Origin of the sequence: Inhella proteolytica, from assembly GCF_016093275.1 — a bacterium.
GTDB classification, from domain to species: domain Bacteria; phylum Pseudomonadota; class Gammaproteobacteria; order Burkholderiales; family Burkholderiaceae_C; genus Inhella; species Inhella proteolytica.
On record NZ_JAEDAK010000001.1, the window covers coordinates 354,374 to 371,321 of the forward strand.

19 protein-coding genes are annotated in these 16,948 nt (G+C 67.7%); 8 read left to right on the top strand and 11 right to left on the bottom strand.

The genetic code is table 11. The features are described from left to right. Nucleotides 1–9: 9 nt before the first annotated feature. From I7X39_RS01585 to I7X39_RS01625, 9 genes are all read right to left on the bottom strand, one after another. The gene (locus I7X39_RS01585) at nucleotides 10–1,227 is read right to left on the bottom strand and encodes a prepilin-type N-terminal cleavage/methylation domain-containing protein (RefSeq protein ID WP_198109196.1); all 1,218 of its coding nucleotides are present in this window, start codon (nucleotides 1,225–1,227) and stop codon (nucleotides 10–12) included. After that, the gene (locus tag I7X39_RS01590) at nucleotides 1,224–2,504 is read right to left on the bottom strand and encodes a hypothetical protein (RefSeq protein ID WP_198109197.1); all 1,281 of its coding nucleotides are present in this window, start codon (nucleotides 2,502–2,504) and stop codon (nucleotides 1,224–1,226) included. The genes I7X39_RS01585 and I7X39_RS01590 overlap by 4 nt, the downstream gene beginning before the upstream one ends. Continuing rightward, on the bottom strand, nucleotides 2,501–3,196 hold the full coding sequence (locus tag I7X39_RS01595) for a PilW family protein (protein WP_198109198.1): 696 nt from the start codon (nucleotides 3,194–3,196) through the stop codon (nucleotides 2,501–2,503). Before I7X39_RS01595 ends, I7X39_RS01590 begins: the two co-directional genes overlap by 4 nt. A 9-nt stretch (nucleotides 3,197–3,205) precedes the next feature. Beyond that, nucleotides 3,206–3,817 (bottom strand): prepilin-type N-terminal cleavage/methylation domain-containing protein, encoded by a 612-nt coding sequence (locus I7X39_RS01600; RefSeq protein ID WP_198109199.1) that lies wholly within the window; start codon nucleotides 3,815–3,817, stop codon nucleotides 3,206–3,208. Nucleotides 3,818–3,825: 8 nt separating this feature from the next. Then, a complete protein-coding gene (locus I7X39_RS01605; protein ID WP_198109200.1) occupies nucleotides 3,826–4,359 on the bottom strand; it encodes a type IV pilin protein in 534 nt (177 codons plus the stop codon). Between the two features lie 40 nt (nucleotides 4,360–4,399). Further along, complete coding sequence (locus tag I7X39_RS01610; RefSeq protein WP_198109201.1) at nucleotides 4,400–4,939, bottom strand: GspH/FimT family pseudopilin; 540 nt, start codon at nucleotides 4,937–4,939, stop codon at nucleotides 4,400–4,402. Between the two features lie 85 nt (nucleotides 4,940–5,024). Beyond that, complete coding sequence (nrdR, locus tag I7X39_RS01615) at nucleotides 5,025–5,468, bottom strand: transcriptional regulator NrdR (RefSeq protein ID WP_198109202.1); 444 nt, start codon at nucleotides 5,466–5,468, stop codon at nucleotides 5,025–5,027. A 6-nt stretch (nucleotides 5,469–5,474) separates the two neighbouring features. After that, nucleotides 5,475–6,719 (bottom strand): serine hydroxymethyltransferase, encoded by a 1,245-nt coding sequence (gene glyA / locus I7X39_RS01620; RefSeq protein WP_198109401.1) that lies wholly within the window; start codon nucleotides 6,717–6,719, stop codon nucleotides 5,475–5,477. A gap of 205 nt (nucleotides 6,720–6,924) precedes the next feature. Then, a complete protein-coding gene (locus tag I7X39_RS01625; protein WP_232351632.1) occupies nucleotides 6,925–7,731 on the bottom strand; it encodes a lytic transglycosylase domain-containing protein in 807 nt (268 codons plus the stop codon). A gap of 196 nt (nucleotides 7,732–7,927) precedes the next feature. Here I7X39_RS01625 and I7X39_RS01630 point away from each other — a divergent pair, with 196 nt between their 5' ends. Beyond that, nucleotides 7,928–9,502, top strand: a complete 1,575-nt coding sequence (locus I7X39_RS01630; RefSeq protein ID WP_198109204.1) for a UbiD family decarboxylase — start codon at nucleotides 7,928–7,930, stop codon at nucleotides 9,500–9,502. A gap of 178 nt (nucleotides 9,503–9,680) precedes the next feature. Here the strand turns inward: I7X39_RS01630 and I7X39_RS01635 are convergent, their stop codons facing one another. Further along, on the bottom strand, nucleotides 9,681–10,436 hold the full coding sequence (locus tag I7X39_RS01635) for a YdcF family protein (RefSeq protein WP_198109205.1): 756 nt from the start codon (nucleotides 10,434–10,436) through the stop codon (nucleotides 9,681–9,683). A gap of 98 nt (nucleotides 10,437–10,534) precedes the next feature. Here I7X39_RS01635 and msrA point away from each other — a divergent pair, with 98 nt between their 5' ends. From msrA to I7X39_RS01660, 5 genes are read left to right on the top strand one after another with little or no spacing between them, the layout of a single operon-like run. Beyond that, on the top strand, nucleotides 10,535–11,074 hold the full coding sequence (gene msrA / locus I7X39_RS01640; protein WP_198109206.1) for a peptide-methionine (S)-S-oxide reductase MsrA: 540 nt from the start codon (nucleotides 10,535–10,537) through the stop codon (nucleotides 11,072–11,074). After that, on the top strand, nucleotides 11,067–11,732 hold the full coding sequence (locus I7X39_RS01645) for an ABC transporter ATP-binding protein (protein ID WP_310739827.1): 666 nt from the start codon (nucleotides 11,067–11,069) through the stop codon (nucleotides 11,730–11,732). Before msrA ends, I7X39_RS01645 begins: the two co-directional genes overlap by 8 nt. Then, nucleotides 11,726–12,934: an ABC transporter permease gene (locus I7X39_RS01650; RefSeq protein ID WP_198109207.1), complete on the top strand. Its 1,209-nt coding sequence runs from the start codon at nucleotides 11,726–11,728 to the stop codon at nucleotides 12,932–12,934. The genes I7X39_RS01645 and I7X39_RS01650 overlap by 7 nt, the downstream gene beginning before the upstream one ends. Nucleotides 12,935–12,941: 7 nt before the next feature. After that, nucleotides 12,942–13,190, top strand: coding sequence for a hypothetical protein (locus tag I7X39_RS01655; protein WP_198109208.1), 249 nt, complete (start codon nucleotides 12,942–12,944; stop codon nucleotides 13,188–13,190). Beyond that, nucleotides 13,180–13,704 (top strand): DUF3299 domain-containing protein, encoded by a 525-nt coding sequence (locus I7X39_RS01660; RefSeq protein WP_198109209.1) that lies wholly within the window; start codon nucleotides 13,180–13,182, stop codon nucleotides 13,702–13,704. The genes I7X39_RS01655 and I7X39_RS01660 overlap by 11 nt, the downstream gene beginning before the upstream one ends. Here the strand turns inward: I7X39_RS01660 and pdxH are convergent, their stop codons facing one another. Continuing rightward, nucleotides 13,705–14,343: a pyridoxamine 5'-phosphate oxidase gene (gene pdxH, locus I7X39_RS01665; RefSeq protein ID WP_198109210.1), complete on the bottom strand. Its 639-nt coding sequence runs from the start codon at nucleotides 14,341–14,343 to the stop codon at nucleotides 13,705–13,707. It lies immediately after the preceding gene. Between the two features lie 109 nt (nucleotides 14,344–14,452). On the opposite strand from pdxH, the gene I7X39_RS01670 reads away from it, so the two are divergent. Then, entirely contained in the window at nucleotides 14,453–15,082 is a 630-nt protein-coding gene (locus tag I7X39_RS01670; protein ID WP_198109211.1) for a nucleotidyltransferase family protein, read from the top strand. 59 nt (nucleotides 15,083–15,141) lie between these two features. Beyond that, a complete protein-coding gene (gene edd / locus I7X39_RS01675) occupies nucleotides 15,142–16,947 on the top strand; it encodes a phosphogluconate dehydratase (RefSeq protein ID WP_198109212.1) in 1,806 nt (601 codons plus the stop codon). Nucleotide 16,948: the final 1 nt, after the last annotated feature.

Below are 16,948 nucleotides of genomic sequence, written 5' to 3' on the forward strand. Positions count from 1 at the left end.
GTCGCTTGTTCAGGGCTGGTGAGCCGCCGTCGCAGTGTTGGTGAACACCCCCGCATCCAGGTCCACGGCCTGGCCGGCTGGACAGGCCTCATCGAAGCGCACGACCAGGAAGTTCTGCTGCGCCAGCGAGGTATTCAAGCGGACGTAGCGCGCCGGGTGTTCGGCGTTGTCGATGCTGCCATTGCCGTCATAGTCGGCGCTGTAACGGCACACGCGGTAACCGCCCGCCGCGAGGCTCAGGCCGGTCAGGTTGGCCGTGCCGGACCAGTAGAGCTCCGCATCACCCGCGGAAGGTTCGCGCGCCGGGATGCGGCAGTAGTAGTCCACGGCTTGGATGCCCACTGCGACGTTCTCGCTGCTGTCGGCCACGCATTCGGGGCTGCCGATGTGCACCGCACTGTCAAGCACGATCTCCACGCCGAGGGCATGCACGGCATCGTTCGGGGTGGCGGAGTTGGGCGGGCTGCCGAGCGAGAAGCGCACCTGGCCGCGCAGCAGGTAGGAGCCGGAACCCTGGTTGCTCACGCAACTGGCTACATCGGCCAGGGTGAGCGACGCGTGGGTGCTGGCGGCGCTGACCGTGCAGACGCCGGTGAGCACGCCCGAGATGTTGTTGAACACCCAGGCCACGGTGCCGTTGGCGATCGGCTTGAACACGCTGACCGTGGTGTCCAGACTGCGCGCGCGCAAGGGGATGGCGGGGTGGCGATCAAGCGGCCGCCGCTGGCTGACCTGGTTTTCGGGCGGGGCGTACAGACTGGCCACCAGCTTCGGGTCCTCAGCGGGCAGCAGCATTTCGTACTGCAACTTGTTCGGGTTGTTGCTGTCGGTGCTGCGGCGGTCCAGCCAAGTCACAGCGACGCGAACCACCCGCGCCCCCGCGGGCGCCTCACTGACGGCACGCGAGACGGAGTAGGTGGTGCTGGTGCCCGGTACATCCCAGGTGCCGTCGACGATCTCGTCGAAGACCAGGGCGGTGGGTGCATGCGAGGCATCCCGCGTGAGGGCGACGAACCCCCGCAGACGCTCCATCTCACTGCGCGCCAACTGGCTGGCTTCGCCACGCTGCTTGGCGAAGTCCCCGCTGTGTCGCAGCTTGGCATTGATACCGGCAATGGCCAGCATGCCAAAGCCCATGACGAGCAGTGCCACCAAGGCTTCGATCAGGGTGGCGCCACGCTGACGGCGCTGACGACGGGGCGAAGCGGGGGAAGGGTCACAGGTCATTGCTCGCTCCAGGCGCCACCAGGCGCGCGCACGAAGGTGCCGGCCGCCACCTTCAATCGATTGAGAACCTGGGAGTCATGGCGCAGTTGCACGCCTGCACTGGAGGCCCAGTTGCCTGCCACCAGCAAGGCGCCATTGAGCCACGAGGCGCCCATGCTGCCGCTCAGCCACTCGGCGTTTCCGGCCGCGAACACCAGGCCGTGGATGCGCAGCGCGCCCTGAATGCGCAGTTGGCCGTTGACGATCAACACGATCGGGCGGGTCTTGCTGCCGAGCGTGGCGTCGCTGGCCAAGCTCATGTCGCCGTCATGCCAAAGCACCTGGGCGCCGGCGCCGATTCTTTCGCGCAGCGTCTGTGCGCAGTCACCGCTGCAGTCCACGCGATCGACCGCCGCCTGCTGCCGGTAGTCGTCCATGCCCATGCCGAAGCTGCGTTGGAAGAAGGCTTCGGGGCTGAGACTGTTGAGCGCCGGATTCATCAGCATGGCGAAGTCCTTGCCGCTGCCGCCCGGCCCACGCACCTGATCGAGCGCACCCGTCGCTGGCAAGCCATGCTGGATAGCGACGCCACCGGCCGTCGCGTCGTCATTCGCGGCCGCCATGCCCGCGCCGAGATCCACCCCGCCTGTGGCCACCAGGGCACTGGTCGGCGGCATCTTGACGGCACTCACCAACACCAGACGCACCTTGCGTTTCATCTGCGCGAAAAAGCCTACCGTGTCGTCGGTCGAGCCAGTGCCGAGGTTTTCGCGGCAGTTCTGGCTGCCTTGCGCACAACCCAACGAGGTCAATTCGAGGTGACCTGGGCCAGGCAGGGTTGCACTGATGCGCAAGCGGGCAGAGCTGCTGCGGTTGCTTGCTTCCGGCAAGCCGGAGGGCTTGCGGTCCAGGGGGCATTGGCAGGTCCAGCTGCCGTCGGTAGGTTGGTCGCAGATCACCACGTCCGTCACCCCGTTGCCCAAGCGGTTGTCTGCCACATAGGGAATCACCCGGCCGGTGTCGTCAAAGCTGACCAGGCGCTCGCGCAAGGTGTTGGCCCCGCCGGCGCTGACCTGGCATTGCTCCGACACATTAGGAGCATTCAGCAGGGCGAGCAAGGTGTCTGCGCCCTTGATGGCCACCTCATTGGCCAGGGTGGCTTCTTGATAGTTGACGGCAACGCGCTGCTCGACGATCAGATTGCGATTCGCGTACGCAGCCACCAGGGCCATCACGAAGAACAGCACCATCACAACCACCAGAGTGGCCGCGCCTGTCTGGGTCTTGCGGGGCGTCATGCTTGGCAACTCCCGCTCAACAGGTCGGCACCGAGTCGCGTCGTGAAGTCCAGCTTGCGTTGCACCTTGCTGTCGTGACGCGCGTGCGCTTCCACGACAACCTGCACCTCACGCACGGTGAGTGTGGGAGGGCAATCCGAATTGGCAGGGTCGCAGGGCTTGAAGCAGCGGCTCGTCAGTGGAGAGCTGGTGGTGTTGAGCTTGGCTTCGAAGCGGGTGATCACCAGGCTCGCCGGGTCGGTCAGGGGCTGGTAGCCGCCGGCCCCGAGCTTGAACTCGAGCTGTTCACCGTTGAGGCGGAAGCCACGCCGCTCGTCGTCGGCGGGCGATACGGCGCTGTCGGCACCATAGGCGGCCGCCAGCCCCAGGGTCTTGCTGTACGCGAACTCGATGCGCTTGCCACCATCGCTGACGGTGACGGCGGCATAGGGATTGACGCGTGGTGCCATGGTGCGCTCCGACCAGAGGCCCAATTCCGGCGAGCCCCAGGAGCCCGCCTTGCGCAGTTCCCGCACCATGATTTCGCCGGCAGCCCGCAGTTCCTGCTGCGTCTGCGTCTCCAACACCACCCGCTTGTGTTCGGCGATCTGGTTGACGGCGACCGTCGAAGCCCCGGCTACCACGATGAGCCCGACCGTGATGCCGACCATCATCTCCACCAAACTGAGGCCTTGCTGCAGACGCCTTGTCATGGGGTTCTCCTAGACGCAGACCGCGTAGTTCGGAATGCCGCCGTCCGGAGTGCAGGTGGACACGCGGCCCAAGCCGTCGACGGAGACGCGCAAGCTGCCGTTCCGGTCGCCACTGATGGTGACTGCGAAACCATTCGGCGAGAACGTGGGAGTGCCGGCCTGAAAGCGGCCCGAGCGGTCCGCGGTGGTGGTGGTGACGACCATCGTGTTCGCCTTGGGCATGTGCACCGTCTTGATCTCGGCGAACTTCTTGAAGCAGGCCGTGCCAGGCGGGCGATTGCAGGCGCAGCCATGGCTCGAAATTTCCCAGAACAGCATGTAGCAGGTTTGCGTGCTGCTGGTGCCGATGCGGATGGTGGCGTTCAGTGCCGTGGCCACGCCCATCTCGTTACGCACGGTGGCACTGGGCTTCATCAGCGCCTGCGAACGCAGCAACTGGATGTCGGTGACCAGTTCCGCCGCAACGCCTTCGACTCGCTTGCGGTAGATGTAATCCGCAAAATTCGGCCCGGCCACCGCCAGCACGATGGCCAGAACCGCGATCACCACCAGCAACTCGATCAGGCTCAAGCCACGCGGAGTGGTGGGCGCTTGAGCCAGGGCCATCAGTGCGCGGTTCACGGCAGTCCTCATTGGGGCCAGCACCGTGCGCTTGAATCGACGCCACCCGCGTCCGTCGCAGTTCGGGTGAGGCCGCCGCGCAGAAAGACGATCTTGAACTCTGCGCATTGCCGGTCGTCGGCCTGCTTGCTTCCTGCGGCAGGCTTGAGGCTGAGGGTGTAGCCCACGCCCGTGCCTTCAACGAGGCTGGCCACGTAGTAGCCACCTGCCGACACCTCGCTGACACCTTCGGCAGCCAGCTGGTCGATGGCGCTGGCAAAGCTGCTGTGGCCGATCCGGTAGCGCTCCTGGGCCAGGGTGATCAGCGCCGAGTGATCGTGCGCGTCGGCCCTGCGGCTCTTGCGAAGCTGATCCATGAAGGAGGGGATGGCCACCAAGGCCAACAGCCCCGCGACCACGACGGCAAAGACCAACTCCAGCAGCGTGAAGCCGCCAACTCCCAGGGCTGGACGCAAAGTGGGCATGGTGGCCACATGCTTGCAGAGCCTGAGAACTTTTCCCGCCGGCACCCTGCCGCTTGTCCTGTTGCGACGGCCGCCCATCGCCGGCTCCCCAGGGATGAGGGGGTTGCGCCGTGCGCTGTTACACACAGGCGGGCAACCCGAAGCCACTGTTGGCCGAGGCGCAGCGGCGCATGCGCCCGGTGATCGCGACGATCAGCGCTGCCTTGCTGTTGTCCGGCCCGAGCACGGCGAAGGTACCCGCCGTGCTGGCGGTGCCGAACCGGGGGTGGAAGACCAGTTGGTGCACGCTGCCTTCGATTCGGAGTTGGCTGGACGCAGGCAACCAGTGGGTCTTGAGAAGTTCGCCAGCCGGCTCGCACTGCGCCTGGCCTCCTTCGGTGCAAGTGCAGCTGCCCGACGGACCGCGATGGACCACGTAGCAGCTGCCGTCCGGCAACTGCTCAAGCCGCAGACGAACCGGCGCGAGACCACTGAGCGCCATGCTTCGCGCCTGCTGTAGATCCGCCTGCAGGGTCTGCAACTGCGCCTGGTGCCGCTGCCGGTGCGCCATCTGGCTGAGGGCCGGGCCGACGAGGGCGACCAGGGCGGCCAGAACCACCAGTGTCACCAGGGTTTCGAATAGGCTGAAGCCCAGTCGGCGGGTCGAGTTGCGTTCCATCTTGCGCTCCCTGCTTCGTGAAGAAGTGCACGCAATGTAGGAAGTCATGGGGGGCGCGTCAGCACCCCCAAAAGGGGGACGTGCCTCAGATCTCCCGGATCAGTTGCCGGAACTCGTCGATGTCCTCGAAGCTGCGATACACCGATGCAAAGCGCACATAGGCCACCTTGTCGATGCGCTTGAGTTCTCGCATCACCAGCTCGCCGATCTTGGTGGAAGCCAGCTCCTTGCTGCCAACGGCCAGCAACTGCTCCTGGATGCGCTCAATCGCCGACTCCACCTGCTCGGTGCTGACCGGGCGCTTGCGCAGCGCCAGCATCATGGAGGCGCGCACCTTGGCGGGGTCGAAGTCGGCGCGCGAGCCGTCCTTCTTGATCACCATCGGCAGCGCGATCTCGGCGCGCTCGTAGGTGGTGAAGCGCTTCTCGCAGCCTTGGCAGCGCCGCCGTCTGCGCACCACGTCCCCCTCGTCGGACTCGCGTGTCTCGACGACCTGGGTTTCCGCGTGGGCGCAGAACGGGCAGCGCATGAGGTCTTAGCCGTAGACCGGGAAGGCCTTGGTCAGCTCGGCGACCTGGGCACGCACCCGGGCGCGCACGGCCTCGTCGTGCGGCGCGTCGAGCACGTCGGCGATCAGGTGGGCGGTGGCGCGCACCTGCTCTTCCTTGAAGCCGCGCGTCGTCATGGCCGGGGTGCCCAGACGGATGCCGCTGGTAACCATGGGCTTTTGCGGGTCGTTCGGGATGCCGTTCTTGTTGCAGGTCATGTGGGCGTCGCCCAGGATGGCCTCGGCCTCCTTGCCGGTCAGGCCCTTGGGGCGCAGATCGACCAGCATCACATGGCTCTCGGTGCGGCCCGAGACGATGCGCAGGCCGCGCTCAATCAGCGTGTCCGCCAGCACCTTGGCGTTCTTCACCACCTGCTGCTGGTAGGCCTTGAACTCAGGCGTCAGCGCTTCCTTGAAGGCCACCGCCTTGCCGGCAATGACATGCATCAGCGGGCCGCCCTGCAGGCCGGGGAAGACGGCGCTGTTGATCTTCTTGGCGATGGCTTCGTCGTTGCACAGCACCACGCCGCCGCGCGGGCCGCGCAGGCTCTTGTGCGTGGTCGAGGTGACGACATCGGCATGCGGCACCGGGTTCGGGTACTCGCCGGCGGCGATCAAACCGGCGTAGTGGGCCATGTCGACCATCAGGTAGGCGCCGACGGCCTTGGCGACCTTGGCGAAGCGTTCGAAGTCGATACGCAGACTGTAGGCCGAGGCGCCGGCAATGATCAGCTTGGGCTTGTGCTCATGGGCCAGGCGCTCCATGGCGTCGTAGTCGATCGCTTCCTGCTCATCCAGACCGTAGCTGACGACCTTGAACCACTTGCCACTCATGTTCAGCGCCATGCCGTGGGTCAGGTGGCCGCCCTCGGCCAGGCTCATGCCCAGGATGGTGTCGCCGGGCTGCAGCAAGGCAAAGAAAACGGCCTGGTTGGCCTGCGAGCCGGAGTTCGGCTGCACGTTGGCGAAGTTGGCGCCGTAGAGCTGCTTGAGGCGGTCGATGGCCAACTGCTCAGCAACGTCGACGTACTCGCAGCCACCGTAGTAGCGCTTGCCGGGGTAGCCCTCGGCGTACTTGTTGGTCAGCTGGCTGCCTTGTGCCTGCATCACGGCACGAGAGGTGTAGTTCTCGCTGGCAATCAGCTCGATGTGGTCTTCCTGGCGCTGGTTTTCCTTCTGGATGGCGGCCCAGAGTTCCGCATCGGCTTCGGGCAGGGCGAGGGGGGAGAGCATGGAGGGCATGGCGTGGCTCCGGATGGGGAGGGCCCGCGAGACCGCGGAGCGGTGCGGGTGGCCCAGGCGAACGGCACGGTTCGGGCGCCGCTGAAAAGCAGCATGAAAGCCCGGCCGCGCTTCCCGGTGGGTGTCCACCTCGGGGGCTCGCCCCCTGATCGCCAGTGACGCGGCGCGGCGAGTGTAGCGGCGCCTCGCTACGCGCTCAGAGGTGGGCGACTTGCGCCACGGCAGAGGCCGGGGCCGGTGGTGCAGGCGGACGAGGCTGTTGGACCAGAGCGGGGTTGCGCCCGGCCAGCACGGCCTTGAGCTGCTCCTGTTCGAAGAGCACGCGCACCGCGTATCCACCGTCATCGTCCATATTGGCTGCACCCACGTAGTAGCGCAGGCCTTCGGCGACCGAGCCGCCGCGCTGGATGCATTCCTTCAGGACCTGCACGCCCACACGCAGATTGCTCACCGGATCGAACGCCGCACGCTGGCCACCGAAGGCCTCGAACTTGTCGTCGTGTATGCGGGTCATGACCTGCATCAGGCCCTGGGCCCCGACCGGGCTCTGCGCAAACGGGTTGAAGCTGGATTCGACGGCCATCACGGCCAGGACCAGCGTGGGGTCGATGCGTGCACGCTCGCCGGCCTGCCAGGCCTCCAGCACCAGCCGTGCAACCGGCTCCACCGCCACTTTGTAGCGGCGCGCCAAATGTTGGGCGAGTGCCGACTGCTGCTTGCTCAACTCGGTCGGGTCGGCGGCGGTCACGCGCTGAACGGCGTCGGGCTCGGCCACAGCCTGCAGCGTGTCGCCATTGGCCTCGGCACGCACCTCGTGCCGCTCGGCCAACCAGGCCAGCGCACGCTTTTCCAGCCCCACGCGCAGGTCGTTCTGGGTGGCGAACAGGGCGGCGATCGTCACCAGCCCCAGGCCCAGCAGCGCCAGGGTGTTGTGGCTCACCACCAGCAGGCCGTGCGCGACATCCTGCGCAAACAGCCCGAGTCCGCGGACCAGCCCTTGCATCCACTCAGTTGCTCGGTTTGCCATGAAATTCCCTTTGCGGTTGCCCTGCTCTCGACCCGACCCGGGTGCATGTGACACTGACTAGGTGAGGCAGAGGCGCCTTGGATCCAGGGTTTACCCCCGAAAGCGGCGCGGATTGTGAAAGTTGACTAATAACCAGTCAACTCAATGACTGATATCTCTTATTACTTTTTGAATGAAATACACCGATCTACGCGGCTTCCTGGCGCAGCTGGAAGCGCAGGGTGAACTCCGGCGGGTGAGCGAACCCGTGGCCACCCGGCTGGAAATGACGGCGCTCTCCGACCGGGTGCTGCGCGCCGGCGGGCCGGCGCTGTGGTTCGAGCACCCGGTTCCGGGCGATCGGCCGGTGCTGGCCAATCTGTTCGGCACGGTGCGCCGCGTGGCCCTGGCCATGGGCGCCGAGGACGCCCAGGCCCTGCGCGAGATTGGCCATGTGCTGGCCAGGCTGCGTGAGCCCGAGCCGCCCAAGGGTCTGAAGGATGTGGGCCGTCTGGTCGATCTCGCCCGTTCGGTCTGGCAGATGCGCCCCCAGCAGGTGTCGCGCCCGCCATGCCAGCAAGAGGTGCTGGCAGGCGCTGAGATCGACCTGACCCGCTGGCCGATCCAGCATTGCTGGCCGGAGGACGTCGGGCCGCTGCTGACCTGGGGCCTGGTCATCACGCGCGGCCCGCAAGGCGTGGCGCAGCCGCGCCGGCGCCAGAACCTGGGCATCTACCGGCAACAGCTGATTGGCCGTCGCCAATTGATCATGCGCTGGCTCGCGCACCGTGGCGGCGCGCTGGATTTCCGCGCTTTCCGGCTGGCGAACCCGGGGCAGCCGTTTCCGATTGCCGTGGCCCTCGGAGCTGACCCCGCTACGACCTTGGGAGCGGTGACTCCGGTCCCCGACAGCCTGTCCGAGTACCAGTTCGCCGGGTTGCTGCGCGGCAGCCGCACCGAATTGGCGGACAGCTCGGTGGGCGAGCCAGGCTGGCCGCTGCAGGTGCCGGCGCATGCCGAAATGGTGCTGGAGGGGCACATCCCGCCCGCACCGGCGGGCTGGAAGGGTGAAAGCGAGCTGGGCGTGCCGCTGATGGAGCGCGACGGCTATTTGCATGCGCTCGAAGGTCCGTTCGGCGACCACACCGGCTACTACAACGAGCAGGAATGGTTCCCGGTGTTCGAGGTCAGCCGTGTGACCCAGCGCAGCGGCGCCTTCTATCACTCCACCTACACCGGCAAGCCCCCCGACGAGCCCGCCGTGCTGGGCATGGCGCTCAATGAAGTCTTCGTGCCCCTGCTGCAGCAGCAGTTTCCCGAGATCGTCGACTTCTACCTGCCGCCTGAGGGCTGCAGCTACCGCATGGCGCTGATCTCCATCCGCAAGGCCTACGCGGGGCATGCCAAGCGGCTGATGTTCGGCGTCTGGAGCTACCTGCGCCAGTTCATGTACACCAAGTTCATCGTGGTGCTGGACGAGGACGTGAACCTGCGCGACTGGGCGGATGTGATGTGGGCCATCACCACCCGCGTGGACCCGGTGCGCGACACCGTGCTGGTGGATCACACCCCCATCGACTACCTGGACTTCGCCTCGCCGGTGAGCGGCCTGGGGGGCAAGCTCGGGCTGGATGCGACCAATAAGTGGCCGGGCGAGACCGATCGTGAGTGGGGTCGCGTGATCCGCATGCCGGCCGACGTGACGCGCAAGACCGACGCTCTTTACAGCCAGCTGTTTGGCGGCCGCGGTCAAGAGGAAAAGTCCTAGAAATTACTCCTTGAAGGCGGCAGGCCATCGCCTAATGTTGTCAGGCCTCGACGGAGGCCTTAGCAATGGCGCAATCTTTGCGCGCCAGGAGCCCTGTAGCAAATGGCTGCGGAGCCCCACCGGTGGTGCGATGCCACCAGCCCCCTTCCGGCCCTCGGGCTGGGAGGGGTTTCTCTTTTCAGTGTCCGGTTGCGTTGGCCAGCCACTCGTAGGCAAGGTAGCGCCCCAGGCGGATGCCCTCCGGGCTGGGCACGAAATCCAGCACGCGCCAGGTGGCCGGCGGCGTCTGGTTCAGCGGCGCGGGGATGAATTCAACCCCCGGCGCAGCAGCTCGGAAGTGCCGCATGGCCCTGGGCATGTGCAGGGCATGGGTCACCAGCACGACGCGCCGAACGCCCAGCTGGTGCAGGAATTCGGCGCTGAAGCGCGCGTTCTCGGCGGTGTTGCTGGAGCGATCCTCGGCCCAGGCGGGCAGCATGCCGTAATGCGCCGCCAGCACCCTGCGCACCACGGCCGCCTCGGTCGGCTGGTCCGCTTGCGGGTTCGGGCTGCGGCCACCTGTGAAGGCCAGCGGCAAGTCGAACTGCCGCGCCCACCAGACGCCGCGGTGCAGCCGCTCCAGGGTTTCGGCGTTCGGTTCGTACTCACCTGCCGGGCCGGCCCCCCTGCGCACACCACCGCCGAGCACCAGCACCAGGGTGTGCTCACGCCGCTGCGCGGGCACCATCGCCAAGGTGGGTTGCGCAGCCGCTGGCGCCCAGGCATGCGCCAGCGGGGCCACCACGCCCAGGCTGCCGCCCAGCCACAGCAGCAGAAAGGCCAGCGCCAGGCTGACCCGCCGCCACAGGGCCGGGCTCCGGATCAGCGCCAGCACGGCCAGCAGCAGCAGAAATCCGGTGGGCGGCAGGAGCAGGGCGGCGAGCACGGAGCGCATGCACGAATCTTCGCAGCTGGCCTCCGCAAGCCCCTGCGTTCCGGCGTACAGGCGGGCCTCCGCTATCCTGCCCGCCCCCCAAGACGCGCGCACTGCCCATGCAAGCTCCTCGCCTGGAATCCCTCACGCTGGCCGGTGGCTGCTTCTGGTGCCTGGAGGCCGTGTTCCTGCGCATCCGCGGGGTGCTCGAGGTGGAGTCTGGCTACAGCAACGGCCACCTGCCCAATCCGAACTACGAGCAAGTCTGCTCCGGCGCCAGCGGCCATGCCGAAGTGGTGCGGCTGCGTTTCGACCCCGCACAGATCAGCTTGGCCCAGTTGCTGGCCGTGTTCTGGACCATTCACGACCCCACCAGCCTGAATAGGCAGGGGGCCGATGTCGGCACCCAGTACCGCTCGGGCATCTACACCCACGGCGATGCGCAGCATGCGCAGGTGTTGCAGCTGCTGCAAGAGGTGCAGGCCGAATTTGGCGGGCGCATCGTCACCGAGGTTCAGCCCGAGCGCGGCTATTGCGCCGCCGAGGACTACCACCAGCGCTACTTCGAACGCTATCCCGAGGCCGGCTACTGCAGCTTCGTCGTCGGCCCCAAGGTGGAAAAGTTCCAGCGCCAGTTCAAGGCCTTGCTGCGTGACTGAGCTGTTGCGTTGGAGCGGGCTGGCGCTGCGTTACCCGCAGCGTGCCGAAGGGCTGCAATTTGCGGACGGCGAGCTGCATGCCGGCGAGCACCTGCTGCTGCGCGGCCCCTCGGGCAGCGGCAAGAGCAGCCTGATCGCCCTGCTGGCCGGCCTGCGCCGCGCCAGTGCCGGCGAGGTCTGGCTGGCGGGCCGCTCCTTGTCAGCGCTCAGCAACCCCGCCATCGATGCCTGGCGCGGCGAGGTGCTGGGCGTGCTGCCGCAGCGGCTGCATTTGATTGAAGGCTTGAGCGTGCGCGAGAACCTGGAACTGCCCTGGCTGGCCGTTGGACGCCCGCCCGAAACGGCGCGCCTGGGCCATCTTTGCGAGCGCCTGGGACTGGAAGGCTTGCAGAAGCGCCTGCCCAGCCAGCTCAGTGTGGGGCAGATGCAGCGGGTGGCGCTGGCGCGCGCGCTGGCCCGCGGGCCGCGCCTGCTGCTGCTGGATGAGCCGAGCAGCAGCCTGGATGACGCCGCCACGGCGGCGCTGCTGCAGCTGGTGTCCGAACTGGCGCAGGAGCAGGGCGTGAGCCTGCTGGTGGCCACCCACGACGCGCGCGTGGTGCAGGGCTTAGCCACGCTGCCCGGCCTGAAGACCCTGCAGCTGGAGCCTGCATGCTGAGCGGCCTGCGCCTGGCCTGGCGCCTGCTGTGGCTGCGCCCCTTGGCCACCGGCTTGAACCTGTTGCTGCTGGCGCTGGGCTGGGGCGCGGTGGCCTTTGTGCTGCTGGTGGGCGAGCAGGTGGAGCAGCGCGTGCGCCGCGATCTGGCTGGCATCGACCTCGTCGTCGGCGCCAAGGGCAGCCCGATGCAGATCATGCTGTCCGGCGTCTTTCACCTCGACACGCCGACTGGCAACATCCCCCTGGAGACCGTGCAGCAGTTGCAGCAACAGCCGCTGGTGGCCGAAGTCTTGCCGCTCTCATTGGGCGACAGCCTGAAGGGCTGGCGCATCGTTGGCGCCACGCCGGCCTATGTCGACCTGTATGGCGCCCGCTTGCAGCGCGGCCGCATGTGGACGGCGCCGATGCAAGCCGTGCTGGGCGCCGAGGTGGCTGCCGCGCTGCGCCTGAAGCCGGGCGATCGTTTTGCCGGCAACCATGGCCTGGGCGAGGGCGGGCATGAGCACGGCGATCAGCAATTCGAGGTGGTCGGCGTGCTGGCGAGCAGCGGCTCGGTGTTGGATCGGCTCGTGCTGACCGATCTGGCCTCGGTCTGGCAGGTCCACGAGGAGCACCACGCGCTGGACGATTCCGACCGTGCCGCGCTGGCCGCCGAGCGCGAGGTGACGCTGCTGCTGGTGCGCTACCGCAGCCCCCTCGGCGCCGCCCTGCTGCCGCGCTGGGTGAATGCGCAGGAGGGCCTGCAGGCGGCCGCGCCGGCCTTGGAGACCGCGCGCTTGCTGCGCATGGTGGGCGCCGGCCGCGAGGTGCTGCAAGGCTTTGGCTTGCTGCTCTTGCTGAGTGCGCTGCTCTCGGTCTTCATCACCCTGCTGGCCATGGTGCGCGAGCGCCAGGGTGATCTGGCCTTGCTGCGCCTGATGGGCGCCCCTGCGCGCCGGCTGGCCGCCCTGGTGGGCTGGCAGGCCGTCATGCTGGTGACGCTCTCGGTTGGCGTGGGCCTGGGCCTGGCCCACCTGGGCCTGGCGGCGCTGGCGCATTGGCTGTCCGCCCAGCAAGCGTTTCCGCTGGCACCGGACTTTTTCAGCCCGCAGGAATGGGCCCTGTTCCCCTTGGGCTTGCTGGTGGCCTTGCTGGCCGCCGCCTTGCCTGCCTGGCGCGCGCTGCGCGCCGACGTCACCCAACTGCTCCAGACTCCGCATTGAATCCGTCATGAAAGCGCCTCTCCTGCTACTGCTCATCGCCCTGTCGGGCGGTGCGGTCTTGGCACAATCGAAACCCGCCTTGGACGCGCATGTACGCAAGGACATCGAGCGCCACCGCGCGATGGCCAAGGCCCACGAAGAGGCCGCGCGCTGTCTGGAATCCGGCCAGCCCGAGGCTCAATGTTTGAAGACCCTGCAGACCGCCTGCAAGGGCTTGGCAATCGGCAAGTACTGCGGCCTGAAACATGAGCATTGAATCCCCTCTGCGTTCCCTGCTGCTGGCTGCCCTTGCGGCAGCCTCCCTGGCGGTGGGCGCGCAACCGCGCACCAACGCCGCAGCGGCAGCGCCCTTTGTCGGCCAAGGCCCCGGCTATCACGACCCACGCAGCCCCTTCAAGCCGCTGGAGGACAAGGAAGGCGTGCTGTCTTGGTCCCTGCTGAGCGGCGTGACGACCAAGATCGAGAAGAAGAAGGTCGTGCCGACCTTCCCGGCCGCCGTGCAGGCGCTCCACCAGCAGAAGGTGCGGGTGCAAGGCTTCATGATGCCGCTGGAGCCCGGCGACAAGCAGAAGCACTTCCTGCTCTCCAGCGTGCCCACCACCTGCAACTTCTGTGTGCCGGCCGGCCCCGAGGGACTGATTGAGGTGCGCAGCAGCGTGGCGGTGCGCTACACGCTGGAGCCGGTGGTGGTGGAAGGCCTGCTGGCCGTGCTGAAGGACGATCCCTACGGGCTGTTCTACCGCGTGGTCGAGGCGCAGCCGGTCAACTGATCAGGGCGCGAGGCGCTCGCGCAGCCAGCTGCCGTCGGGTTGCAGGCGGTAGCGCAGGCGGTCGTGCAGGCGACTGGGCCGGCCGGCCCAGAACTCCCATTGGTCCGGTACCAGGCGAAAGCCGCCCCAATGCGGCGGGCGCTTGGGGGAGAGGCCATGCTGCGCGGCCACCTTGGCGGCATTGGCCACCAGCACCGCCCGCCCACTGATCACCTGCGACTGCGGGCTGGCCCAGGCTCCCAGACGGGAGTCGAGCGGCCGGCTGAGGTAGTAGGCATCGCTCTCGGCGTCGCTCACTCGCTCCACCCGGCCTTCGATGCGCACCACGCGCTCCTGGCTCACCCAGTGGAACTGCAGGGCGGCGAAGGGGTGGGCGGCCAGTTCCTGGCCCTTGCGGCTTTCGTAATTCGTGTACCAGACTAGGCCGCGCTCGTCGAAGTCCTTGACGAGCACCACCCGCGTTGACGGGCGCCCCTCGGGCCCGACGGTGGCGAGGGTCATGGCATTGGGTTCGAGCACTTTGTCGTCCAAGGCCTCCTGGAACCACTGCTGAAACTGCTTCAGCGGTTGCTCCGCCGAGTGTTCTTCATCGAGTGCGCCACGCTCATAGCTCTTGCGCATGTCTGCCAGCCAGTTCATGCACTCAGTATCGCCCCGGGGGGCGGCAAACACTTAATGGTAGGCCCCATTGGGTCGGTGCAGGGCAGGGCGCATCCTTCCAGTGCGGAAGAAGCCAAGGAGAGCGTGTGTGAACACCGGGCTACCCGTGGTGATCGTGCTGGCTGCGGGTCGCGGGTCACGTTTTGGTGGCTCGGGCCACAAACTGGAGCAAACGCTGGGGGACAGCACCGTGCTGGGCTGCACCCTGGAGTCGGCTTTGGCCGCGCAGATGCGTGTGCTGGTGGTGTGCACCGAGCCCCTGGCCGCGGCCATCCGCAGCAAGGTGGCGGCACGCGATGTGGTGGTGCTGCCCAGCCCGCGGGGTGGGCGGGATGGCATGGGGCGGTCCATTGCGGCCGGCGTCAGCGCCGCTGCCGCCGCCCCGGGCTGGTTGATCCTGCCCGGCGACATGCCCCTTGTGAAGCCGGCCACCCTGCGCGCCGTGGCTGCGCGGCTGATGCAAGACCCGGTGGTCTTTGCCCAGTACCGGGGGCGTCGTGGCCACCCGGTCGGTTTCGGTGCGGAGCTGTACTCGGAGCTGATTGCCTTGCAAGGCGATGAGGGCGCACGCCGCTTGCTGGCGCGCTATGCGGCGCAGCCCGTGGATGTGGACGACCCCGGCGTGCTGATCGACGTGGACACGGAAGAAGACCTGGAGCGCGTGCGCCATGGCGACGCTGCGGAGCTGACCTCACGCCCAATGCCCCTATCGCGTTGAGCCGAGCGCCATGCGCATGTAATATGGTTACCTAATTTCGGTACCATGAGTTACATGCCATGTCCCTGCACCCGGTTCTAGAGCGCGTTTTGCAGCGCGTCCGTGAGCGCTCGGCGCCCACCCGCAGCGCCTACTTGGCCCAGGTGCGGCGCTTGCGCCAGCGCCCCCGGGGTTCCGATCGCTTGGGCTGTGCCAACGTGGCGCATGCGGTGGCCGCGCTACCGCCGTCCGACAAGCTGCGCATCGTGGCCGAGCGCGCGCCCCATCTGGCGGTGGTGACGGCCTACAACGACATGCTCTCGGCGCATCAGCCCTACGAGAGCTACCCGGCGCAGATTCGCGCCGCTGCCGCCCGACTGGGCGCCACCGTGCAGGTGGCTGGCGGCGTGCCGGCGATGTGCGATGGCGTCACCCAGGGCACGCCTGGCATGGAGCTGAGCCTGTTCAGCCGCGACACCATCGCCATGGGCACCGCCATCGCGCTGAGCCACGATGTGTTTGACGGCGCGCTGATGCTGGGCATCTGCGACAAGATCGTGCCGGGCCTGTTGATCGGCGCGCTGCATTTCGGCCATCTGCCCACGCTCTTCGTGCCGGCCGGCCCGATGGCCTCGGGCCTGAGCAACAGCGACAAGGCCAAGGTGCGCGAGCTCTACGCCCAGGGCAAGGTGGGCCGCGCCGAACTGCTGGCGGCCGAGAACGCCGCCTACCATGGTGCTGGCACCTGCACCTTCTACGGCACCGCCAACTCCAACCAGATGCTGCTGGAGGCCATGGGCCTGCATGTGCCGGGCAGCGCCTTCGTGCATCCGCATTCCGGCCTGCGCCAGGCCCTGACGGACGAGGCCGTGCGCCTGCTGCTGGCCGGGTTGGACAAGCCGATTGGCGAACTGGTGGACGAGCGCTGCATCCTCAACGCCATGGCGGCCCTGCTGGCCACCGGCGGCAGCACCAACCACCTCATCCACTGGGTGGCCGTGGCGTGCGCCGCGGGCATCCTGATCGACTGGAGCGACTTCTCGGAACTCAGCGCCGTCGTGCCCTTGCTGGCGCGGGTGTACCCGAACGGCAGCGCCGATGTGAACCAGTTCCAGGCGGCGGGCGGCCCCGGTTTCGTGATGCGCGAGCTGCTGGACGCCGGGTTGATGTTCGACGTGCCGGCCATGGCGGCGGAGGGCTTGCGCGCCCACACGCGCGAACCCGGTTTGGATGGGACGCAGCTGGTCTGGCGCGAACTGCCGACCCAGCCGCCCGAGCCCTCGGTGGTGCGCGGCGTGGCCGAACCCTTCAGCGCCACCGGCGGCCTGAAGCTGCTGGAGGGCAATCTGGGTCGCTCGGTCATCAAGGTCTCGGCCGTTCCGGAGGACCGTCATGTCATCGAAGCGCCGGCGCGCATCTTTGCCAGCCAGGAAGCCATGCAGGCGGCGTTCAAGGCCGGCGAGTTGGAGCGCGACGTCGTCGTGGTGGTGCGCTTCCAGGGCCCGCGCGCCAACGGCATGCCGGAGCTGCACAAACTGACGCCGCCGCTGGCCGTGCTGCAGGGCAAGGGCTTCAAGGTGGCGCTGGTGACGGATGGCCGCATGAGCGGGGCCTCCGGCAAGGTGCCGGCTGCCATCCATGTCAGCCCTGAAGCCCTGGCTGGCGGGCCGCTGGCCAAGCTGCGCGATGGCGACCTGGTGCGCCTGGATGCGGTGGCCGGCGCGCTGCAGGCTTTGGTGCCGGAAGTCGAGTGGGAGGCGCGCGAGCTCGCGCAGCTTGACCCCGCTGCTGCCGAGGACAACGCCCACGGCCTCGGCCGTGAACTCTTTGGCGGCATGCGCCGCAACGTCACCGCCGCCGAACAAGGCGCCATCACCTGGATCTGAC